Source organism: Pseudogulbenkiania sp. AW2-16 (assembly GCF_056824575.1).
In genome coordinates this window covers 3635945-3656293 of the sequence record NZ_CP157668.1, presented here as the reverse complement: position 1 = coordinate 3656293, position 20349 = coordinate 3635945, and the positions used below count along the sequence as shown (strand labels likewise).

21 protein-coding genes and 1 other RNA gene are annotated in these 20349 nt (G+C 63.0%); 9 read left to right on the top strand and 13 right to left on the bottom strand.

Features of this window, described 5'->3' with window-relative positions:
* Positions 1-24 precede the first annotated feature (24 nt).
* The 4 genes from ABKF58_RS17700 to xsc form a co-directional block, all read right to left on the bottom strand.
* Complete coding sequence (locus ABKF58_RS17700) at positions 25-1902, bottom strand: methyl-accepting chemotaxis protein (RefSeq protein ID WP_482582412.1); 1878 nt, start codon at positions 1900-1902, stop codon at positions 25-27.
* A 61-nt stretch (positions 1903-1963) separates the two neighbouring features.
* Positions 1964-2737: a TSUP family transporter gene (locus tag ABKF58_RS17695; protein WP_482582410.1), complete on the bottom strand. Its 774-nt coding sequence runs from the start codon at positions 2735-2737 to the stop codon at positions 1964-1966.
* A 31-nt stretch (positions 2738-2768) separates the two neighbouring features.
* Positions 2769-3788 carry a phosphate acetyltransferase gene (gene pta, locus ABKF58_RS17690; RefSeq protein ID WP_482582408.1) on the bottom strand — a complete coding sequence of 340 codons (1020 nt, stop codon included), beginning with the start codon at positions 3786-3788 and terminating at the stop codon, positions 2769-2771.
* 180 nt (positions 3789-3968) lie between these two features.
* Entirely contained in the window at positions 3969-5780 is a 1812-nt protein-coding gene (xsc, locus tag ABKF58_RS17685; RefSeq protein ID WP_482582407.1) for a sulfoacetaldehyde acetyltransferase, read from the bottom strand.
* A 164-nt stretch (positions 5781-5944) separates the two neighbouring features.
* On the opposite strand from xsc, the gene ABKF58_RS17680 reads away from it, so the two are divergent.
* Together ABKF58_RS17680 and ABKF58_RS17675 are read left to right on the top strand one after the other, a co-directional pair.
* The gene (locus ABKF58_RS17680; RefSeq protein ID WP_008953886.1) at positions 5945-6790 is read left to right on the top strand and encodes an IclR family transcriptional regulator; all 846 of its coding nucleotides are present in this window, start codon (positions 5945-5947) and stop codon (positions 6788-6790) included.
* A gap of 15 nt (positions 6791-6805) precedes the next feature.
* Positions 6806-8050: a D-amino acid dehydrogenase gene (locus tag ABKF58_RS17675; RefSeq protein ID WP_482582405.1), complete on the top strand. Its 1245-nt coding sequence runs from the start codon at positions 6806-6808 to the stop codon at positions 8048-8050.
* 36 nt (positions 8051-8086) lie between these two features.
* On the opposite strand, the gene ABKF58_RS17670 is transcribed toward ABKF58_RS17675, so the two are convergent.
* The 7 genes from ABKF58_RS17670 to ilvA all read right to left on the bottom strand — a co-directional run bounded on the left by ABKF58_RS17670 (position 8087) and on the right by ilvA (position 14001).
* Positions 8087-8872 carry a substrate-binding periplasmic protein gene (locus ABKF58_RS17670; protein WP_482582403.1) on the bottom strand — a complete coding sequence of 262 codons (786 nt, stop codon included), beginning with the start codon at positions 8870-8872 and terminating at the stop codon, positions 8087-8089.
* Between the two features lie 298 nt (positions 8873-9170).
* Complete coding sequence (locus ABKF58_RS17665; RefSeq protein WP_008953889.1) at positions 9171-9380, bottom strand: hypothetical protein; 210 nt, start codon at positions 9378-9380, stop codon at positions 9171-9173.
* A 247-nt stretch (positions 9381-9627) separates the two neighbouring features.
* On the bottom strand, positions 9628-10086 hold the full coding sequence (locus ABKF58_RS17660) for a hypothetical protein (protein ID WP_482582401.1): 459 nt from the start codon (positions 10084-10086) through the stop codon (positions 9628-9630).
* Positions 10087-10631: 545 nt separating this feature from the next.
* Positions 10632-10844 (bottom strand): hypothetical protein, encoded by a 213-nt coding sequence (locus ABKF58_RS17655; RefSeq protein WP_482582400.1) that lies wholly within the window; start codon positions 10842-10844, stop codon positions 10632-10634.
* 495 nt (positions 10845-11339) lie between these two features.
* Positions 11340-11703: a transfer-messenger RNA gene (gene ssrA, locus ABKF58_RS17650) on the bottom strand.
* 57 nt (positions 11704-11760) lie between these two features.
* Positions 11761-12408 carry an HAD family hydrolase gene (locus ABKF58_RS17645; RefSeq protein WP_482582398.1) on the bottom strand — a complete coding sequence of 216 codons (648 nt, stop codon included), beginning with the start codon at positions 12406-12408 and terminating at the stop codon, positions 11761-11763.
* Between the two features lie 63 nt (positions 12409-12471).
* Entirely contained in the window at positions 12472-14001 is a 1530-nt protein-coding gene (ilvA, locus tag ABKF58_RS17640) for a threonine ammonia-lyase, biosynthetic (RefSeq protein ID WP_482582397.1), read from the bottom strand.
* Positions 14002-14232: 231 nt separating this feature from the next.
* Between ilvA and ABKF58_RS17635 the strand changes: the two genes are divergently transcribed.
* From ABKF58_RS17635 to ABKF58_RS17615, 5 genes are all read left to right on the top strand, one after another.
* A complete protein-coding gene (locus ABKF58_RS17635) occupies positions 14233-15375 on the top strand; it encodes a D-alanyl-D-alanine carboxypeptidase family protein (RefSeq protein ID WP_482582395.1) in 1143 nt (380 codons plus the stop codon).
* A gap of 69 nt (positions 15376-15444) precedes the next feature.
* Entirely contained in the window at positions 15445-15714 is a 270-nt protein-coding gene (locus tag ABKF58_RS17630; protein WP_482582393.1) for an HP0495 family protein, read from the top strand.
* Positions 15715-15716: 2 nt separating this feature from the next.
* The gene (lipB, locus tag ABKF58_RS17625) at positions 15717-16340 is read left to right on the top strand and encodes a lipoyl(octanoyl) transferase LipB (protein WP_008953895.1); all 624 of its coding nucleotides are present in this window, start codon (positions 15717-15719) and stop codon (positions 16338-16340) included.
* Positions 16337-17284 carry a lipoyl synthase gene (lipA, locus tag ABKF58_RS17620; RefSeq protein WP_008953896.1) on the top strand — a complete coding sequence of 316 codons (948 nt, stop codon included), beginning with the start codon at positions 16337-16339 and terminating at the stop codon, positions 17282-17284. Before lipB ends, lipA begins: the two co-directional genes overlap by 4 nt.
* A gap of 4 nt (positions 17285-17288) precedes the next feature.
* Positions 17289-17942: a cytochrome b/b6 domain-containing protein gene (locus tag ABKF58_RS17615; RefSeq protein WP_482582392.1), complete on the top strand. Its 654-nt coding sequence runs from the start codon at positions 17289-17291 to the stop codon at positions 17940-17942.
* Between the two features lie 65 nt (positions 17943-18007).
* Here ABKF58_RS17615 and ABKF58_RS17610 read toward each other — a convergent pair whose 3' ends face one another.
* Together ABKF58_RS17610 and ABKF58_RS17605 are read right to left on the bottom strand one after the other, a co-directional pair.
* Positions 18008-18448 carry a c-type cytochrome gene (locus tag ABKF58_RS17610; RefSeq protein ID WP_008953898.1) on the bottom strand — a complete coding sequence of 147 codons (441 nt, stop codon included), beginning with the start codon at positions 18446-18448 and terminating at the stop codon, positions 18008-18010.
* Between the two features lie 106 nt (positions 18449-18554).
* Entirely contained in the window at positions 18555-18845 is a 291-nt protein-coding gene (locus ABKF58_RS17605; RefSeq protein ID WP_482582390.1) for a hypothetical protein, read from the bottom strand.
* Positions 18846-18992: 147 nt separating this feature from the next.
* Here ABKF58_RS17605 and ABKF58_RS17600 point away from each other — a divergent pair, with 147 nt between their 5' ends.
* Positions 18993-19427: a Fur family transcriptional regulator gene (locus ABKF58_RS17600; RefSeq protein WP_008953900.1), complete on the top strand. Its 435-nt coding sequence runs from the start codon at positions 18993-18995 to the stop codon at positions 19425-19427.
* Positions 19415-20347 (top strand): CobW family GTP-binding protein, encoded by a 933-nt coding sequence (locus tag ABKF58_RS17595; RefSeq protein ID WP_482582388.1) that lies wholly within the window; start codon positions 19415-19417, stop codon positions 20345-20347. The genes ABKF58_RS17600 and ABKF58_RS17595 overlap by 13 nt, the downstream gene beginning before the upstream one ends.
* The last annotated feature ends 2 nt before the right edge of the window (positions 20348-20349 follow it).

Here is a 20349-nt window from a genome sequence, read left to right as displayed (position 1 = left end):
CCGCCCGCTGCCGGTCGCGGGAAATCAGACCTTGAAGCGTTCCAGCAACGCGTCCTGCTGCCCCACCTGCTCCACCATCACCTGGCAGTGATCCAGCTGCGTCGCCGCCCCCTGCGCCACGGCGTGGCTGATGTCGCGGATGCCGTCGGTGCGCCGGCTCAGTTCGCGCGTCGCCACGCTTTGCTCCTTGGCGGCTTTGGCGATGTGCAGGTTCATGTCGTTGATGCGCGTGATGGCGTCACGGATGCGGCCCAGGATGTCGTTGGCGCTGGCGGCGTCGTCGACGGTCTGCTTGGCGGTGTGGCTGCATTGCAGCATGCTGTTCTCGGCGCGTTTCACGCCGTTTTGCAGCTGCTCGATGATGTCGCGGATCTCGGCGGTCGAGCTCTGGGTCAGCGACGCCAGTGTACGCACCTCGTCGGCGACCACGGCGAAGCCGCGCCCGGCCTCGCCCGCCCGCGCCGCCTCGATGGCGGCGTTGAGCGCCAGCAGATTGGTCTGGTCGGCGATGCCGGCGATCTTGCTCAGGATCGACTCGATGTGGCGGCTGAGCAGCACCAGCTCGTTGATGGAGAGCCCGGTCTCGCCCAGTTTGTCGGCCAGCAGCTGGATCGTGCTGGTGGTGCGCGACACCACCGCCACGCCGTGCTCGGTCTCCACGTTGGCGGTTTCGACGGCGCGCGCCGCCACCTCGGCGTGTTCCGCTACGGCCTCGGCGGTGCCGTTCATGTCGTTCATGGTGTGGGCCAGTTGATCGAGCTCCTGCAGTTGCCGGTACAGCCGCTCGGAGGCGGATTGCGCCTGGCTGGAGGTGGCCGTGCTGGTCTGGCGCACCTGCGCGGCGCTGTTCATGACGTTGCCGATCAGGGTTTGCAGGTGCTGCACGAAGCCGTTGAATTCGGCCGAAAGCAGCGCGACTTCGTCCTTGCCAGTGGCCGGCAGGCGGCGTGTCAGGTCGCCTTCGCCACGGTTGATGTCCTGTAGGGTGTGGTGCAGCCGCTGCAAGGGTGACAGCAGCCGCCCCATCAGGACACCGAGCACCAGCAGGCTGAGCGCCACGCCAATGACCGCGCCCACCAGCGCGCGCTGGCTGGCGGCATCGGCCTCGCGCATCAGCGCGGCTTCGTCGAGCACCACGCCCAAGTACCAGTGCACGCCGTGCAGGCCGCTGAGCGGCACGAAGGAGACCAGTTGCCGCCGCGCGCCGTTGACCGCGGTCAGTGCCGGCGTCAGTGCAGGGCGTTGTCCGTCGAACAGCTGAGTGTAGGACTGGCCGTTCAGTTTGGCGTCGGGGTGCGAGATGATCTTGCCGTTCCCCGCCAGCAGGAAGGCGTAGCCGGCGCCGTTGAAGTCGAGCGCGTTGACCGCGGCGGCGATGTTCTGCAGGCTCAGGTCGCCGCCGAACGCGCCCATGAAGCGGCCGTGATCGCTGAGTTTCGCCACCGCGGAGATCAGGATCTCGCCGGTGGCGGCGTCGGCGTAGGGCTCGGTGAGCACCGCGCGCGGCGCCTGGCGTGCCACCGAATACCAAGGCCGCTGGCGCGCGTCCCAGCCGGGCGGGTTCCATTTCGGGTCGTTGGTGAGGCGCTTGCCGTCGCTGTCCAGGCCGCCGAAGACCAGCAGGAACTGTTCTTTCAGCAAAGGTTGGCCGAAGACCTGCTGAATCCGCTCGGGGCGGAAGTCGGCGTCGATGCTCTGCGCCATCAGGTCGATCAGCTGCAGCTTGGCGTTGAGACCGTTTTCGATCTGGCGCGCCAACGCATTGCCGGACTGGGCGATGCTGGATTCGGCCTGCGAGCGCAGGCTGCTGCGCAGCTGGTTCACCTGCACCAGCGACAGCAGGCTGACGGTGAGAAACAGCACGGCGGCGCCGGCGAGGCCGGCCTTGTGTGAGATCTTCATGTCGAGAGCTTCTTGTTGGTTTGGTTGGGGAATGAGGTCACGGCCGGCGGGGGTGGACGGTTCAGGCGCCTCCTCGGCCAAGCAGCGCGGGCAGGACGCTCAACATCAGGCTCACGCCGATCAGCAGCAGGATGCAGAAGGCGATGCGGCGCATCGTCGCCGGGGCGACCGGCGGCGGGTGGCGGCGTCCGAACAGGGTGACGAAGGTGGCCAGCAGCATCGACAACCCGGTCAGCAGCCAGACCGATGGCGACAGCTCGCCCTGGCTCGCCACGAACAGGGTGCGCGTGCCCGAGGTGAAGGCGAACACCAGGAGCAGCATGCTGCGCACCGCGGCCAACTCCATTGGCTGGCGATAGAAGTGAAAGATCACCGGCGGCCCGGCCATGCCGAACAAGCCGCCGAACAGCCCGGAAAACAGCCCGCTGACGAAGAAACTGCGGTCGGGCGAACGCTCGGCCAGCTGCGCCGGACGCAGCGCGAACACGATGCCGCTGTAGGTGATGGCGCCGCCCAGCAGGAACTCCAGCAGCAGCGAGGCCGTGCTGCTCAGGTAGTTGAGCAGCACCACGCCGGCGATGATCGACGGCAGCACCCCCAGCAGCACGGCGCGCGCCGCACGCCAGTCGATCAGGTGCCACTTGCCGCGCAGCGCCACCGCGCTGTTGACCAGCGTCACCATGCTGACCACGGCCGCCGCGACCGGCACCGGAGCCAAGGCGAAGCCGCTGGTGGCCCCCATCACGATCATGCCCAGCCCGAAGCCGGTGACGGTCTGGAAATAGGTGCCGACGGCGATGGTGGCGAGCAGGGCGAGGAGGGTGTCGAGGCTCATGGGCGTGTCCTGGCGGCGGGGCGGAGGGCGCTTAGCCCGCGGTGGCGGTCTCGCGGGCGGCGTGCGCCTGCACCACCGTCACCGCGATGACGTGGAACACGTCGTCGGCACTGCAGCCGCGCGACAGGTCGTTGGCCGGTTTGGCCAGCCCCTGCAGCAGCGGCCCGATGGCCACCGCGCCGCCCACTCTTTCGGCCAACTTGTAGCCGATGTTGCCCGCTTCCAGGTTGGGGAAGATCAGCACGTTGGCCTTGCCCTTGACCTGCGAATCCGGCAGCTTGCGGTTGGCGATCTCCGCCACGATCGCGGCGTCGAGCTGCACGTCACCGTCGATGGCGAGCTCCGGGCGCTGCGCCTTGACCTGGGCGGCGGCCTGCGCCACCTTGTCCACCGCCGCGTGCTTGGCGCTGCCGTTGGTGGAGAACGACAGCATGGCCACGCGCGGCTCCTCCATCAGCAGCTGGCGCGCGCTGTCGGCCGCGGCCAGGGCGATGTCGGCCAGTTCGCTGGCGTTCGGGTCCACCACCAGGCCGCAATCGGAAAAAATCAGCCCGCCCTTGAGCGAGTGGAACGGCTCGCACAGCATCATCAGGAAAAAGCTGGAAACCAGCTTGAAGGATGGCTGCACGCCGATGACCTGGATCGCGGTGCGCACCACGTCGGCGGTGGTGCGTACCGCGCCGGAGACCGTGCCGTCGGCGCGCCCGGTCTTCACCAGCAGGTTGGCGCTGACCAGCGGGTCGCGCGCGGCGCTGGCGGCCTGTTCTTGCGTCATGCCCTTGTGCCGGCGCAGTTCGAACAGCGCTTCGGCCAGCTCCGCCTGCAACGGGGCGTCGGCGGGGTCGTGAAAATCGATGCCGCTCAGGTCGAGGCCGCGTTGCCGCGCCTGTGCCTCGATAGCGGCGCGGTCGCCGACCAGCACGATGTGCGCGATGCCCTCGCGCGTGGCCCGGACTGCGGCGTCGAGCACGCGTGGGTCCTCTCCCTCGGAAAGGGCGATGCGGGCGGGGGCGTGGCGGGCCTGCTCGATGATGCGGGTGAGTGCTCTCATGGTGGGACTCCTGGTAAAACCATTTCCGACAAGGAAAAAAAGGGCCGGAACCCGGTGCGAGGGATGCCCGGGCCCCGGCTAACACTCAACATGGATTGAGTAGGAGGATGAAAGGGTCGAAGTCATTGCCTCGGGATGTACCCCTGCTGATCAGGTCGGGGTGCGTCCCGTCTTACTTGCTCACACGTAATCCTTGTACTTGTCGAGGAATCGGACCGGCTTGGACAGGGCATCGCGGCGGAAGGGGTCGCCCAGCTCGCGGGTGCACATGATCTCGATGATGCAGGTCTTGCCATGGTTCATCTGCAGGTCGATGGCCTTCTTCAGGGCCGGGCCGACGTCCTCGAGACGGTCCACGGTGATGCCTTCGGCACCCATGGCGCGGGCGATCTCGGCGAAGCTCTGGTTGTCCAGTTCGCCGGCGACGAAGCGGCGGTTGTAGAAATCGACCTGGTTCTTCTTCTCCGCGCCCCACTGGCGGTTGTGGAACACCACCGCGGTCACCGGGATGTTGTGACGCACGCAGGTCATGGTCTCCATCAGGCTCATGCCCCAGGCGCCGTCACCGGCGTAGGACACCGCCGGGCGATGCGGCGCCGCCACCTTGGCACCGATGATGGTCGGGAAGGCGTAGCCGCAATTGCCGAAACTCATCGCGGCGAAGAAACTGCGCGGCTTCTCGAAGCGCAGGTAACTGTTGGCCACCGAATTGATGTTGCCGATATCGGTCGATACCATCACATCCTCCGGCATCGCCTTCTCCAGCTCGCGCAACACCTGGCGCGGATGCAGATAGTGGCCGCCGTTGAAGGTGCGCTCCCCGGCGTTCTGCTCGATCATGTCGAGGCTGAAGGCATCGCGCTCGTGCGTCCACTCGTCCAGCTCCTTCTCCCAGGCCGCCTTCTCGGTCGCGATCTTGTCGCCGCGCTCGGCGCGGGTCGCATCGCAGGCCAGGGTCCGGTTCGCCAGGCGCTGGGTCAGCGCCACCGCTGCTGCCTTGGCATCGCCGCAAATGCCCACCGAAATCTTCTTCACCAGACCCAGCATCTTGTTGTCGGCGTCGATCTGGATGATCTTCGCGTTCTTCGGCCAGTAATCCATGCCATGCTGCGGCAGCGTGCCGAACGGCCCCAGGCGCGACCCCAGCGCCACCACCACGTCGGCCTGCGCCATCAGCTTCATCGCCGCCTTCGAGCCCTGATAGCCCAGCGGACCGCACCACAGCGGATGGCTGGCCGGGAACGAATCGTTGTGCAGGTAGCTGTTCACCACCGGCGCCCCCAAGCGCTCCGCCAAGGCCTTACACTCCTCGACGGCATCGCCCATCACCACGCCGCCGCCGGAAATGATCACCGGGAACTTCGCCTGCGCCAGCAACTCCGCCGCCTCGTTCAGGCTCTGCTCGCCACCGGCACCGCGATCCAGACGCGCCGGCTTCGGAATCTCGGCGGTGATCTCGCCGTAGAAATAATCGCGCGGGATATTGAGCTGGGTCGGGCCCATCTCGCTCATGGCGCGGTCGAAGCAACGGCCGGTGTACTCCGCCATGCGGGCCGGGTGCGTGACATGTCCCTGGTACTTGGTGAATTCCTGGAACATCGGCAACTGGTTACACTCCTGGAATCCGCCCAGACCCATGGTCATGGTGCCGGTCTCCGGGGTCACGATCACCACCGGACTGTGCGCCCAGTACGCGGCGGCGATGGCGGTGACGCAGTTGCTGATGCCCGGGCCGTTCTGGCCGATCACCACGCCGTGGCGGCCGGACACGCGGGAAAAGCCATCCGCCATGTGGGCGGCGCCCTGCTCGTGGACCACCGGGATCAAACGGATGCCGGCGGGGGCGAAGATATCCATGGCATCCATGAAGGCCGACCCCATGATGCCGAACATATCGGTCACGCCATTGGCCACCATGGTTTCGACGAAGGCTTCGGAAGGGGTCATCTTGGTGGGGCCGACGGGCACCGTACGGTTGGCTTGCTCGCTCATGCTGACTAGTCTCCTGTGGGTATTATCTCAAAACCGGTACGAAAGATTCCGATATGTGAGACACGACTCAACTCTAGGAGGGCTTATGCGGCAAGTCAACAAGAAATTACGTAAAACGATACTTGTTGTATCAAAAACAGAAACTGAACTATGATGGAAACGCCATGAACGACACAGCACAGACCCCGAAGAGCGAACCGGGCCGGCTCGACGGCGACACGCCGACGCTGCGGCTGTTCGCGCTGTTGGAAGTGATCGCCGAAAAGGACCAGTTCTTCAGCCTGCAAGGACTGGTGGAAGAAACCGGGCTGCCCAAGCCGACGCTGCACCGCATGCTGCAGCAACTGGAAAGCGCCGGGATGTTGCAACGCGACGGCGACGGGCGGCACTACAGCACCGGGGTGCGGCTGCGGCGCATGGCCGAGAACCTGCTGCTCAACAACACCGTGCACGGCGCACGCCACGCGGTGCTGCGCCAGCTGGTGGAAGAAGTGGGGGAAAGCTGCAACATCACCGCGCTGTCGGGCAGCGAAGTGCTGTACCTGGACCGGGTGGAAACCCCGGCGCCGCTGCGCTTCTACCTGCACCCCGGCTCGCGGGTGCCGGCGCACTGCTCGGCCAGCGGCAAGCTGTTCCTGGCGCAGATGAGCCCGAGCCAGCGGCGTCGGCTGTTGGAGCACGTGCCGCTGGAGCGCTACACCGCGAAAACGCTGACCGACCTGGCGGCGCTGGAGCGGGAGATCGAGCGAGTGAAGCGTGACGGCTACGCCTGCGACGACGAGGAATTCCTGCCGGGGCTGTTCTGCCTGGCGGTGCTGGTGCCGACGCCGGGGGGCAAGTCCAACACCGGGATTGCGATTCAGGCGCCGGTGCTGCGGGTGACGCCGGACAAGGCGCTGCAGTTGCTGCCGGCGTTGCAGCGTGCGGCGGCGGCCCTGGCCAAGATCGAGGCCGAGGCTCAGGCCGGGGTCGGACGCGCGGAGGGGCCGGCACTGTCGGACCCGGATTGATATAAGGAGCGGGTCATGAAAATTATCGTCCTGGGGGCCGGCGTCGTCGGGGTCACGTCGGCCTGGTACCTGTCCCGGCAGGGCCATGACGTCACCGTGATCGAGCGCCAGCCCGAGCCGGCGTTGGAAACCAGCTTTGCCAACGGCGGCCAGATATCGGTCTCGCACGCCGAGCCATGGGCCAATCCCCATGCCCCGCTGAAAGCGCTGCGCTGGCTGGGAAAAGAGGATGCGCCGCTGTTGTTCCGCTTGCGCGCCGACCCGGCCTTGCTGGGCTGGACGCTGCGTTTCCTGCGCGAGTGCCGTGCCGACCGCTACAAGCAGAATATGCGGCACGTCGTCGCGCTGGCGCTCTACAGCCGGCAATGCCTGAAACAGCTGGGCAGCGAGCTGACCGGACTCCAGTACGACCGGCTGGAGCGGGGCATCCTGCACGTCTACACCGACCACGCCGAATACGCCAAAGGGATCCAGGCCGCCGTGCTGCTCGGCGAATTCGGCTGCGAACGCCGCCCGGTCTCCGCCGCGCAATGCCTCGAGCTCGAACCGGCGCTGGCCCCCCTTGGCGATCGGCTGGTGGGAGGCGATTTCGCCGCCGACGACGAGTCGGGCGACGCCCGCCAGTTTACCCGGCAGCTCGCGGAGCACTGCCGGCGCGCCGGGGTGCAGTTTGCCTTCGGCCAACCTCTTGCCCGCCTCGAAACGGAGCAAGGGAGGATCGCGGCGGTGGTGACCGCCGACGGGCAGCGCCACGTCGCCGACGCCTACGTCGTGGCGCTGGGGAGCTACGGCCCGGCGCTGCTGCGCCCGCTGGGCATTTCCCTGCCGGTTTACCCGGTCAAGGGCTACTCGGCCACCTTTGCCCTGTCGGAATCGAGTGTTGCCCCCACGGTCAGCCTGATCGACGATGAATACAAGATCGTCTTCTCCCGGCTGGGAAACCGCTTGAGGGTGGCGGGCACCGCCGAGATCGCCGGTTTCAATCACGACCCGAACCCCATCCGTTGCGACCTGCTGGTGCGCCGCACCCGGGAGCTGTTCCCGAAACTCAACGATCAAGGTAATCCCGAATTCTGGAGCGGCCTGCGCCCTGTCACGCCGTCCGCGGTCCCCTTCATCGGCCGCTTGCGCTATCCCAACCTCTGGGTCAACACCGGTCACGGCACCCTGGGCTGGACCATGGCGTGCGGCTCGGCCGCCGCGCTCAGCAGCCTCATGGGCGGGCGGCAGCCGCCAGTCGATTTTCCGTTTCTGGGGTGAGCGGGTGGTTCAGTGGGGGGCAAGGCCGTTATCGGGCTAAAACCCGTAGCGGGCGAGAATCCGGTCGACTTCGCCTTGCTGCTGCAACCCCTGCAAGGTGGCGTCGAGCCGCTTGATGAAATCGGCCTTGAACGGCGGGGAGGCGCGGCGGCTGAAGCCCACGTAGGCTTCTTCCCCCGACAGTTCCGCCACCTCATGCAGCGTGAGTGCATCCAGCTCCGGAAAGTGGGGGGTATCGTTCTTCATGCGCCTCAGCGTGTAACGGATCGACAGGCTGTCGTTGGCGTAGCAGCCGATGCGGTTCAGGGCGAGCTTGCGCAGGTTCACCGCGTTGCCGTTCGCCTCGTCGATCCGCACGGTGTGGTTCTGGCGGGCGGCCACCAGCACCCCGGAGAGGGCGAAGCCGGCGTTGACGCCGATGGTGACGTCGCCGAAATCGCGCGGGAAGCGCTGGCGAGGCTTGCTCATGGTCCTGTCGTTGCACACCACCACCACGCGCTCGCGGTAGAGCGGGATCGAGTAGACGTCGATAAACGTCCGCTCCGCGCGACGATATGGCGGAAACAGCGCGAACGCCTCACCGCTCTCCAGCATCGACAGCCCCCGCCGCCACGGCGTCGGCACCAGTTCCAGCTGGTAGCGCTCCGCCATCCTGCTGGCGGCCGCCTGCAGCAGCTCGACATAGACGCCTTTGAACTGGCCATCCTCAAGGTAGGCATACGGAGGGTAGGAGTCGTCCCCGTACAGCACCACCTTCTCGCCGGCATCGCAGGACAGCGTCACCAGCAGGGCCGCCAAGGCGGGGCAGGCGCAAGACTTCACGATGGGCCTCCCTGAACCGATTCGCTGACGCGTTGAGTATAGGTGTGGCGGTCCGTCACGGCCGGACAAGAGCAAGCCGGCAACCTGGCGGAAATCCGTCCCGGCGCCTCTGCCCGTAATGGCGGTGGCCGGTCACGGGGTATGCCAGTAGAAATGGCCGTCAATGGGGGGGTTTCTTCGGGCGGATGCGCGCAGGGCAGACCCGCCTGTCATTTCATGGGCATCGAAAACCGGATTGATGGCGGGAGTCCATCGTGGATAACGGGACGGTGGCGTCAGCGGTCATCCATTGCCCACCTTATAGCCGGGCCTTCGGAATCTTGAATACCCTCTCGACGGGGTATCCGGGGCGGTCGTAATGGATCACCGCCATTTTGTGATGTTCGCACTCGGTGGGGTCGTGCAGGTAGATGAACGCTTTTAACCCCCCATGTTTACCGCGCTGGACGGCCCAGGCGCGAATGAAATCATCACTGTCAAATACGGTCGGCAGGTTGTTTGCAGGCATGGTGGCATATCCACGGTCTTGTTGATTGTTTTTTAACTATAGGTAACAGCGATTGATACCGAATCGGCCGGGCTTGATGTAACTCAAACTCGCGACAATTAGGTGGATTGCCGCTCGGCGGCCACCGCCCGGACAAGGGCGGTGTCGGCCGGCATACGTGATGTGGCAGGCGTACTGGCACAGGGCCATAGCGATGGGATGGGCCGGGATGAACTGGGCGGGCGGGGTCGGGCGGGCTGCGGCACTGTTAAACGTTGAGCGATAAGCCACAACCGGCCTGTTCCAGCATCACCAGATTGATTCTCTGGGTTTGTGAATCATCCGCTTCGGTAGGCAGGATCAGCCGTCCTTCCGGTGAGCCTTTCAAGGGTTTGGCGGTCACGGCGAAGGGATGGAAGCCCACGTACCAGCCCAAACTATTTTTGGCATTGACCCAGCCGCATAGCGAATCGCCATACTGCTCATGGTCAATGGACCATTGCAAATCCCTGAACTGGGCGGAGTCGGGGTCTTTTAGCGAGTCTCGTACAACCTGCAAGTAGGCGGCCTGCTTTTGCTCTCTCTTTTTGTCTTGTTCAGCCTTCTGCCGGGCCAGTTCGGCAACTTTCCGTTCTTGGAGTTGTGAGGACGCATCGGGTGGAGAGTCGCCACAGGCGGCAAGCGAGATCAAGGTCAGGATAACGAGAAATGACGGTGGGGTCTTCACGTCGAATTCCTTATTACATGCGGTGGGCAAAAGCGGCACCGCCTGGACTTGTTCAGGCCGGTCATGACCGCCTGAGCTCTGCTGTATAACCTCACGATAGCTAAAAAAATCCTGCTCTCAAGCAGGCAAATGACAGAACCTGGCCCATCTTCCCCGTCAACTCGGGCAGGAGGCTGCTACACGATGATGTCATGGCCATGGGCCATTTCAGAACGACCTCCGGGTCACGTCCGAACTGTCAGGTGCAGTCTCGCTGTCCGGCGGGGACTGCTTGCCAATCCGTCGCGGTTGGCCACCTTTTATCCAGTGAGCAATAACGTCACCCACTACAACACCACGGTCACGGGTATTGCCAGCGCCGCCATCACGGCGACAGCAAGGAGTGGACCAGAGTCCAAGGTGGGACCTGCGCAACCGAGCTTATGGTGGTCGTGATGGCAGCGGCCGGAACTTCGTCCACGCTGGATGACTGATTTATGCCGTCTCTTCCAGAAACAACAACGGCCCACTGTGTAGTGGACCGTTTGTTCACATTCGAAAATGTCTTAGTGGATAACCGACAGGAGGTGCTTCGGCAGCCAGTCGGCACCACCGCGCGGCCAGGCAACCAGCACGCCGCGGGCATGGTCACATGCGACGACCGTGCCATCACACTTCTCAACATGGCCATACGGCGCATAATTCACACGCAAACCAGGCTGTGGTTGAACATCGTTACTTTGGAAAAGGGACAGAAGGCTAGAGATGATGTGTTTCATATTCGAGATTGGACTTGCTGTGGTTTCTAGATTACTAAGTAAATTATAGGTGCTAATTGTGCGATGCAACATAAGAATTGCGACAAATATATTCGTAATTGAGTTGTGTTGTGTAACATTTCGAACATGTTGCGTTTGTGGAGAGGTTGGTTGGATAGTGGCCGTGGGGTGGTTGTGGTGTGGCGGGAGAGCCTCCCGATTGCAGCCGGCGGTCAGCATGGGGGGCATCACAACGACGGTTCCCATCCTGGGGCTGCAGGCTCGGAGGATGGCGCCATTTGGTAAGGAGGCTCACGCGGCCGGTGAGTGACCTCGCAGAACGTGTGTCGGGAGTGCCATTTAGCGCGCTAATTGGCACAAACCAGCGAGACGACGCTGTGACAAAAGCAGCGCAAAAGAGTGCCAAAACTCGCGCAACGTTACAGTGACAGTAGGCAAGAAAAAAGCCAGCAAGTCGGCGGAAACCCGCGTCGTTACTGGCTTTTGTCCGGATGATGGTGGAGGCGGCGGGAATCGAACCCGCGTCCGGAAATCCTCTACAGTGAGTTCTACATACTTAGCCGTGTCATTTGGATTTAACTCCGGGTCACGCCGACGGGCAGGCTGGACTGGAGCGAGTCACCTATTGTTTCGCGCTGAATCAAGTGACCCGGTACAGCGCTAGCTGATGTAGAGTGACACTGCAGCGGTTTGACCCACCCGACCCATCAGCGAATCGTTGCAGTGTCTAGCGCGATTAAGCGGCTAGAGCGTAAGTTTCGTCGTTTGCGACTAAATAAATTCAGTGTTTTACGGGGTGACTGAAATCCCGGTATGCCCTCATCTGCTTCGCAACCCCCGTCGAAACCAGGTCGCCCCCAGATAAAGTGTTGTGATTGTACAGACAAAGTGGGGTGTCTGCTAGTTCCGCGGTCGATTAAAGATAATTCAACAATTGGAGCGGGTGGTCGATGGCGAGGTCGGCACCCCAGGCGTGCGGGGTGTCGAGATCCGAGATGTAACCCCAATTGGCCAGCACCGTTTTCATGCCTACGGCGTGGCCGGCCTGGATGTCGCGCTCGGCGTCACCGACATAGATGCAGCAGCTTGGGTCGGCACCGATCAGTTCGGCTGCATGCAGCATCGGCTTGGGGTCGGGCTTGGCAACGCCGACGGTGTCGCCGCTGACGACCACTGCAGGGGGCGTGGCGAAAGGGAGGGCGGGCACCAGGCGGTCGGTGAAGCGCATCGGCTTGTTGGTGACGATGCCCCAGCGCAGATCGCGTGCGGCAAGCTGCAGGATCAGCTCGTTGATGCCGTCGAACAGGCAGGTCTGGTCGGCGAAACTGGCCTCGTAATGATCGAGGAAGCGGGCGCGCAGCGTATTGAAGTCGGGATGGCCCAGGTCGATGCCGAACCCCAGGCGGATCAGGCCGCGGGCGCCGTGTGAGGCGATGGGGCGGATGGCGTCAAAGGGCTGCGCTGGCAGGCCTTCTTCCGCCAGTAGCCGGTTCAGCGCGGCGCCGAGGTCGCGTGCGGTATCGGCCAGGGTTCCGTCAAGGTCGAACAGTACGGCTTTGATCATGGTGTGTGATGCGGGTCAGGCTTCGGCCAACCTTTTGCACGGGCGCAAGGTTGGCCGTAGGGGTTACAGGGCGGTCTTGCCCAGGAATAGCTTGTACGCCGGGTTGTCGGTCTCTTCGACGTAAGGGTAGCCCAGGCTGTCGAGGAAGCTCTGGAAAGCCTCGTTGTCGTAGCCGGGCACCTGGATGCCGACCAGCACCCGGCCGTAGTCGGCGCCGTGGTTGCGGTAGTGGAACAGGCTGATGTTCCAGTCGGTACGCATGGCGTCGAGGAAGCGCATCAGTGCGCCCGGACGTTCCGGGAACTCGAAGCGCAAGATGCGTTCGTCGCGCAGTGCCGGGGCGTGGCCGCCGACCAGGTGGCGAATGTGCAGCTTGGCCAGCTCGTTGTCGGTCAGGTCGAGGCCGTCCAGCTCGTTGCTCTTGAGGTCGTCGATGATGCGGGTGACGTCGTCCTTGCTGCGGATCTGCACCCCGACGAAGACGTGGGCGGTCTTGTCGTCGGCGTAGCGGTAGTTGAATTCGGTGATGTTGCGGTTGCCGACCACGCTGCAGAACTTCTTGAAGCTGCCCGGTTTTTCCGGAATGGTGACCGCGATCACCGCCTCGCGCCGCTCGCCCAGCTCGGAGCGCTCCGACACGTGGCGCAGTCGGTCGAAGTTCATGTTGGCGCCACAGTTGATGGCAACGAAGGTCTTGCCCTGACAGCCTTCCCGTTCGACATAGGCCTTGACCGCGGCCACTGCCAGTGCGCCGGCCGGCTCGGTGATCGAGCGGGTGTCTTCAAAGATGTCCTTGATGGCTGCGCAGATGGCGTCGGTATCGACCAGGATGATCTCATCAAGCAACTCCCGGCAGATCCGGAAGGTCTCTTCGCCCACCAGTTTCACCGCCACGCCATCGGCGAACAAGCCCACGTCCTTCAGCTCGACACGCTCGCCCTTGTCGATGGACTGCTTCATGGCGTCGGAATCGACCGGCTGCACGCCGATGATCTTGATTTCCGGCTTCAGGCGCTTGATGTAGGAAGCCACCCCCGCCGCCAAGCCGCCGCCGCCGATGGCGACGAACACGGCGTCGATCGGTCCAGGATGCTGGCGCAGGATTTCCATGCCGATGGTGCCCTGGCCGGCGATGACGTCAGGGTCGTCAAACGGCGGGATGTAGGTCTTGCCGGTTTCCGCCACCAGTTTCATGGCGTGCAGGTAGGCATCGCTGAACGACTCGCCGGACAGCACGACCTTGCCGCCGCGACGGGTGACGCCGTCGATCTTGACCTGAGGGGTGGTGACTGGCATCACGATGATCGCTTCACAGCCGATTTTCTGGGCAGACAGCGCCACGCCCTGGGCATGGTTGCCGGCGGAGGCGGTAATCACGCCTTTTTCCAGCTGCTCGGCGGTGAGCTTGGCCATCTTGTTGTAGGCGCCGCGCAGCTTGAAGGAAAAGACCGGCTGCAGGTCTTCGCGCTTCAGCAAAATGGTGTTGTTGAAACGGCGGGACAGGTTGGGGGCCGGTTCTAGCGGCGTCTCGATTGCCACGTCATAAACGCGCGAGGTCAGAATACGTTCCAGATAATCTTGTGGGTGGTGCATGGTGATGCCGATTGTCCTGATGTTTTCTTTGTGAACTGTCAGAGTATCAGGAACTCCAAGCTCTCGGGAAGCCGGCAGCTCCTGCATCGGGCGCCACGATGGATCGCCAGGGTAATTTTTGGCGGAAGAGGGCGGATTCGGGTGTGTTTTTGGCCGCATCGGTCCGAAGCAGGGGTATAATTGCTGGCCATATCGTTCACACCCATCATCGTGAAGTGCCGTTCCACGCTAATGAAAAAACTGACTAGCCTGCTTGTGGCAGCCGCTGTTGCTCTGCCGTCCGTTTCCTTCGCCAATGCCCCGTTCGTTCCTCCCGTTCCGGAAATCGCCGGCAAGGCTTATTACCTGGTCGATTTCTATAGTGGCCGGGTCGTTGCCTCGAACGATCCGGACAAGCGGATCGCCCCGGCTTCGCTGACCAAACTGATGACCGGTTACCTGACCTACAAGGCCATCAAGGAAAAGCGCCTGACCCTCGATCAGAAACTGACCGTGTCCCATAAGGGCTGGACCACGGGCGGTTCGCGCATGTTCCTCGATCCCAAGATTCCGGTCAGTGTCGACGACCTGATCAAGGGCATGGACGTGCAGTCGGGTAACGACGCCTGCGTGACCTTGGCAGAAGCCATCGCCGGCAGCGAAGAGGCGTTCGGCCAGATGATGACGGCCGAAGCGCGCCGGCTGGGGATGAATAACACCCAGTTCCGCAACGCCACCGGTCTGCCGAACCCGGAACACTACACCACGGTACACGATCTCGGCATCCTGGCCAGCGCGATCATTCGCGAGTACCCCGAGTTCTACAAGACCTACTCGCTCAAGTCGTTTACCTATAACGGCATCTCCCAGCCCAACCGCAACCTGCTGCTGTACCGCGACCCCAACGTTGACGGTATGAAGACCGGCTTCACTGACGATGCCGGCTACAACATGGTGGCGTCCAGCCGCCGCGATGGCCGTCGGGTGATTTCCGTGGTGGTGGGTACCGCCAGTCCGGAAGCCCGCGCGGTGGAAAGTTCCAAGCTGCTGAACTATGGCTTGCAATTCTTCGATACGCCCAAACTCTATGCGGCGAGCAAGCCGGTTTCGGAAATTCCGGTGTACAAGGGCGATGCCAGGAAACTGCCGATCGGTTTCGCTAGCGATGTCTACACCACGGTGCTGAAGGGGCAGTCTGCCCAGCTCAAAGCCGACCTGACCACCAGTCAGCCGGTCATCGCGCCGATCAAGGCGGGCCAGGTTGTGGGCAAGCTGGTCGTCAGCCTGGATGGCAAGAAGGTGTTGGAACGCCCCGTGGTGGCGCTGAAGGCGATCGAACAGGGTAATTTCTTCAGCCGCTTGTGGGACAGCATCAAGCTGATGCTGGGCTGGTAAGCGCATGCGGTTGGCCGGCTGCCCACGAGGGCTTCGGCCAACCTTTGTCTGTTTTCAGGATGTGGTGTCATGAGTAACGATCTCAAGGATTTGCTGGATTTCCCCTGCCGCTTCCCCATCAAGGTGATGGGCGAGCACCATCCGGAATTCCACACCATCATTTACGAGGTGGTGCGGGTGCACGCGCCGGATCTCGAGATGGTGGACATCGTGGCGCGTGACAGTTCCAGCGGCAAGTACATCTCGCTGACGGTCAACGTCATGGCCGTGTCGCGCGAGCAGCTGGACAGCATTTACATGGCGCTGACCGCCCACGCCATGGTCAAGGTGGCGCTGTAACCATGGGTCGTATCGTCAAGCATCTCGGGCTGGTCGACTACTCGCCCACCTGGCGGGCCATGCAGGCCTTTACCGATAATCGTACCGCCGATACGCCGGACGAGCTGTGGTGCCTGGAGCATCCGCCGGTGTACACGCTGGGTCTGGCCGGCAAGCCAGAGCACCTGATCATGCCGAGCCAGATCGAGGTCGTGAAGTGCGACCGTGGCGGCCAGGTGACCTACCACGGCCCCGGTCAGCTGGTGGTGTACTTGCTGATCGACTTCAAGCGCATGGGCATCGGCGTGCGCGAACTGGTGCGGCGCATCGAACAATCGGTCATCGATCTCTTGGCCGAACTGGGTATCGAAGCCAACGGCGACGTCAATGCGCCGGGGGTATACGTGCGGGGCGAGAAGATCGCCTCGCTGGGACTGCGCATCAAGAACGGCGCGGTGTATCACGGTCTGAGCCTGAACGTGGACATGGACCTGACACCGTTCAGCTGGATCAACCCTTGCGGCTACGCCGGCCTCAAGGTCACGCAGATCAAAGACCAAGGCGCTTCGCTGACGGTAGCTGAAACGGCTGAACGCCTGCTGCCGCACCTGGAGCGACACCTGACGGTGAAGAAGGAGACCGCATGAAACTGGACAACCAGACTGGCGTGAAGCACAAGGGCGCCGAAAAGACCGCACGCATCCCGATCAAGATCGTGCCGCTCGACGAAAAACTGAAGAAGCCCGAGTGGATTCGCGCCAAGCTGCCCAACGGCCAGCGTTTCAACGAGATCAAGCAGATCCTGCGCGAGCAGAAGCTGCATACCGTCTGTGAAGAAGCCACTTGCCCGAACATCGGCGAGTGTTTCAGCAACGGCACCGCCACCTTCATGATCATGGGCGACATTTGCACCCGGCGCTGCCCGTTCTGCGACGTCGGCCATGGTCGTCCCAACCCGCTCGATCCGAACGAGCCCAAGCACCTGGCCGAAACCGTGGCCGCGCTCCGGCTCAAGTACGTGGTGATCACCTCGGTCGACCGCGACGACCTGCGTGACGGCGGCGCCCAGCACTTTGCCGACTGCATCAGCGAAATCCGCAAGTTGTCGCCGAGCACCCAGATCGAAGTGCTGGTGCCGGACTTCCGCGGTCGTCTCGACATTGCGCTGGACATCCTGACGCAAACGCCTCCGGACGTAATGAACCACAACCTGGAGACCGCGCCGCGTCTCTACAAGCAGGCTCGTCCGGGTGCCGATTACCAGCACTCGCTCACCCTGCTCAAGGAATTCAAGGCGCGCAACCCGAACGTGTCGACCAAGTCCGGCATCATGGTCGGCCTCGGCGAGACCGACGAGGAAGTGTACGAAGTGATGGCCGACATGCGCGCCCACGACATCGACATGATCACCATCGGCCAGTATCTGCAGCCGACCGACGGCCACCTGCCGGTGCTGCGCTACGTCCATCCGACCGTGTTCAAGCAATTCGAGGACAAGGCTTACGAAGCCGGCTTCAAGCATGCGGCGGTTGGCGCCATGGTGCGTTCCAGCTACCACGCCGACCAGCAGGCGCATGGCGCCGGGGTGTAATAGCGTGAAGCGGCGGGTGCTGGTGTGGGATCTGCCGCTTCGCCTGTTTCACTGGGGTATGGCCGGGCTGTTTGGCGCCATGTGGTTTACCGGCAAACAGGGCGGCGACTGGCTGCATTACCATCAGTTGGCGGGTTTTACGCTGGCCACGCTCTTGCAGTTTCGCTTGGTATGGGGCGTGTTCGGCAGCGAGACGGCGCGCTTTGGCCGTTTCGTGGCCGGGCCGCGCACGGTGGTACGCTACCTGCGCGGCGAATTGAGCGAGGTAGAGCAGCCGGGGCATAACCCGCTGGGGGGCTGGATGGTGCTGGCCCTGCTTTGCACCTTGTCGCTGCAGGTGCTCTCCGGGCTGTTTGCCGCCGACGTCGACAGCTATCTGTACGATGGCCCGCTGGCGGTCCGTGTCGCCGGCGAAGTGGCCGAGCGCATTACGGCCTGGCACAAGGCCTCGTTCGATGCGTTGCTGGTGTTGGTGTCGCTGCACCTGCTGGCCATTCTGGTGTATCGCGTGGTCAAGCGCAAAAACCTGGTGCTGCCGATGATTACCGGTTACAAGGCGATCGATGGGCAGGTCCGCTCGCTGCATTTTGCTCCGGCGGGCTTGGCACTGCTCGCGCTGGGCGGTTCGGCGGGGGTGTTCTACGCGCTATTGCACTAGCCTCCAGATACACAGCCATAAAAAAAGCTGGCCTATGCCAGCTTTTTTTATGGCTGTCGTGCGGCTCACTTTTCCGGGCCGCGGAAACTGTCGTGACAGGATTTGCAGCTTTGTGCCACCACGCCATAACTGCGCTTGATGTTGGCGATGTCGCCCGTTTTGGCCGCGGCATCGAGGTCGTTCACCGCCGTCAGAAACTTCTGCTGTGCGGCCTTGAATTTTTCCGGCTGGCTCCAGATTTCGGGCTTGGCTCGGCTTTTCGCGTCGATGCTGTTCGGCGTGAACAAGGTGAAGGGGGTCGCGGCGATCTGCTTCAGTGTATCCGCCTGCTTGATGAATTCATCCTTGCGGTACGGTGCGCGATCGCGTGCCACCAGCCCCATCGGCTCGAACGTTCGCAGGATTTTCTTGAAGGACTGCTGGCGCTCTTCCCCGGACGAGGCCAAGACCGGGAGCGACAGAACTAACAGGGCGAGGGCGGGGGCAAGGTTTTTCGGGAGTGTCATTGGCGTCGAACTCGGGTTGAACAAGCCGGTAAGAGTGAGCGCTTCAGCTTAAGTTAAGCTGAAGCGCTCGGGTAAAACGCGAGGGAGCGGTGACGGACGGTTGGTCTCAACTCAGCTCGCCGGCCTGCTTCGAGCGACGTGCCGTGTAATGACTGGCTTTACCAGCCTGGCTAGGGGTGTCGAGTTGCAGGGTTTGCTCGGCGAGCATGTCCAGATGAGCGGCCAGTTTGGCCTGTTCGTCGCGCGTCAGATTGTTTTTGCCCGGCGCTGATTGCGCGGTCCGCTGCGCCGCTTGCTGGCACTGCGCGAAGGCGTCGGAACGAGGGGTGATCAGGCCTGCGGCAAGCGCGCTGGTTACCAAGAGGCAGCCAGCCAGACACGATAGCATCCGCTTCATATGTTCTTCTCCGGTCGTTGATTGGCGTGAAGCCAGTCTAACACCATGAGAAATCCATCATACATGCCAAGAGTGTTAATAGTTGTGAAGGGAAGTGTTATATAATAACATAATGACTTCACTCCAAAATCGTTGACCTTTCCCGTGATGAACAAGCAAAGCTATTTGGCCGCTGCCGAGCAGCATTGCCTGCACCGAGGCTGCAAGCTCACTGCCTTGCGCCGGCATATCCTCGAGCTGGTGCTCGAATATGATGGCGTGGTCAAGGCTTACCAGGTGTTGGCCGATCTGCAGCGCGAGCGCGGTGTGGCCGCGCCGCCAACCGTCTACCGGGCACTCGACTTTCTGGTCGAGCAGGGGTTATTGCATAAGGTGGATGCCTTGAACGGCTTCGTCGTATGCAGTCATTTCGAATGCAATCACCATGGTTTGATCCTGGTGTGCGAGCAGTGCGGGCGGGTCGAGGAAATCGATGCCAGCCAGTTTTTGGGGGCGCTGAAGGAAGTGACCGAGGCGGTGGGTTTTGAAAGTCGTGAGCAGAACTTGCTGCTCACCGGGTTATGCAAGGCATGTCACGCATGAAGAAAACGATTGTCAATCTGTTCACCGGGTTTCTCGGGGTGGGCAAAACCACAGCTTTGCGCCATCTGATCGCCAACCGGCCGGCACATGAGCGCTGGGCTGTTATCGTCAATGAATTTGGCGAGGTGGGTATCGACGGCGCGGCTCTGAGCAGCGACGAACTACCGGTGGCTGAAATCGCCGGTGGCTGCATGTGCTGCGTGGCCGGTCCGCAAATGACGGTCACCGTGGCCAACCTGCTGCGCCGAGAGCGGCCTGACCGGCTTCTGATCGAAGCCAGCGGACTGGCCCATGCCGCGGGCGTGATCGACGAATTGCGCGAACCGCCGCTGGGCGATGCGCTGACGCTGGGAGCGGTACTGACCGTGGTTGACCCACGCCAGTTCACCAATCCCGATTACTTCCGCCAGCCGCTTTATCGCGACCAGGTCTCACTGGCCGACGTGTTGGTCGCCAACAAGGTCGACCTGGCCGACGTCGACATGCTGGACGCCTTCCGGCGCCAGGCGGCCAGTCTGTTTCCGCCAAAATCGCTGGTGTCTGAGGTGCGGCAGGGGGCGCTGGATCCGGCCTGGCTCGACCTCGCGGTGGTGCCCAAATCGCGTTATCGCCCGGCAGTGCCGCCTCAGGCCGCCATGGACTGGCGCTCGCAGGGCTGGCTCTTCTCCCCGGATACGGACTTCAACGGCGAGGCGCTGACGGATTTCTTCGACACCCTGCCGCAACGTGTGCCGGGGCTGGTGCGTGCCAAGGGGGTATTCCGGGTGCTGGGTTCGTGGGTCTGGCTCAACTGGGCGGAAGGGCAGTGGGGGGCGAGCCAGGTTGCCTGGCGTCGTGACAGCCGCTTCGAATTGATCGCGCCCGAGTTGGATGCGGAAGAGATCGAGGCCGCCTTGCGCGCCTGTATCGAACAACAGTGAAT

Excerpts from the sequence above, each read along its gene's own strand:
- ABKF58_RS17700 (WP_482582412.1), bottom strand. The coding sequence starts at position 1,902 with ATGAAGATCTCACACAAGGCCGGCCTCGCCGGCGCCGCCGTGCTGTTT.
- ABKF58_RS17695 (WP_482582410.1), bottom strand. The coding sequence starts at position 2,737 with ATGAGCCTCGACACCCTCCTCGCCCTGCTCGCCACCATCGCCGTCGGC.
- pta (WP_482582408.1), bottom strand. The coding sequence starts at position 3,788 with ATGAGAGCACTCACCCGCATCATCGAGCAGGCCCGCCACGCCCCCGCC.
- xsc (WP_482582407.1), bottom strand. The coding sequence starts at position 5,780 with ATGAGCGAGCAAGCCAACCGTACGGTGCCCGTCGGCCCCACCAAGATG.
- ABKF58_RS17680 (WP_008953886.1), top strand. The coding sequence starts at position 5,945 with ATGAACGACACAGCACAGACCCCGAAGAGCGAACCGGGCCGGCTCGAC.
- ABKF58_RS17675 (WP_482582405.1), top strand. The coding sequence starts at position 6,806 with ATGAAAATTATCGTCCTGGGGGCCGGCGTCGTCGGGGTCACGTCGGCC.
- ABKF58_RS17665 (WP_008953889.1), bottom strand. The coding sequence starts at position 9,380 with ATGCCTGCAAACAACCTGCCGACCGTATTTGACAGTGATGATTTCATT.
- ABKF58_RS17655 (WP_482582400.1), bottom strand. The coding sequence starts at position 10,844 with ATGAAACACATCATCTCTAGCCTTCTGTCCCTTTTCCAAAGTAACGAT.
- ABKF58_RS17645 (WP_482582398.1), bottom strand. The coding sequence starts at position 12,408 with ATGATCAAAGCCGTACTGTTCGACCTTGACGGAACCCTGGCCGATACC.
- ilvA (WP_482582397.1), bottom strand. The coding sequence starts at position 14,001 with ATGCACCACCCACAAGATTATCTGGAACGTATTCTGACCTCGCGCGTT.
- ABKF58_RS17635 (WP_482582395.1), top strand. The coding sequence starts at position 14,233 with ATGAAAAAACTGACTAGCCTGCTTGTGGCAGCCGCTGTTGCTCTGCCG.
- ABKF58_RS17630 (WP_482582393.1), top strand. The coding sequence starts at position 15,445 with ATGAGTAACGATCTCAAGGATTTGCTGGATTTCCCCTGCCGCTTCCCC.
- lipB (WP_008953895.1), top strand. The coding sequence starts at position 15,717 with ATGGGTCGTATCGTCAAGCATCTCGGGCTGGTCGACTACTCGCCCACC.
- lipA (WP_008953896.1), top strand. The coding sequence starts at position 16,337 with ATGAAACTGGACAACCAGACTGGCGTGAAGCACAAGGGCGCCGAAAAG.
- ABKF58_RS17610 (WP_008953898.1), bottom strand. The coding sequence starts at position 18,448 with ATGACACTCCCGAAAAACCTTGCCCCCGCCCTCGCCCTGTTAGTTCTG.
- ABKF58_RS17605 (WP_482582390.1), bottom strand. The coding sequence starts at position 18,845 with ATGAAGCGGATGCTATCGTGTCTGGCTGGCTGCCTCTTGGTAACCAGC.
- ABKF58_RS17600 (WP_008953900.1), top strand. The coding sequence starts at position 18,993 with ATGAACAAGCAAAGCTATTTGGCCGCTGCCGAGCAGCATTGCCTGCAC.
- ABKF58_RS17595 (WP_482582388.1), top strand. The coding sequence starts at position 19,415 with ATGTCACGCATGAAGAAAACGATTGTCAATCTGTTCACCGGGTTTCTC.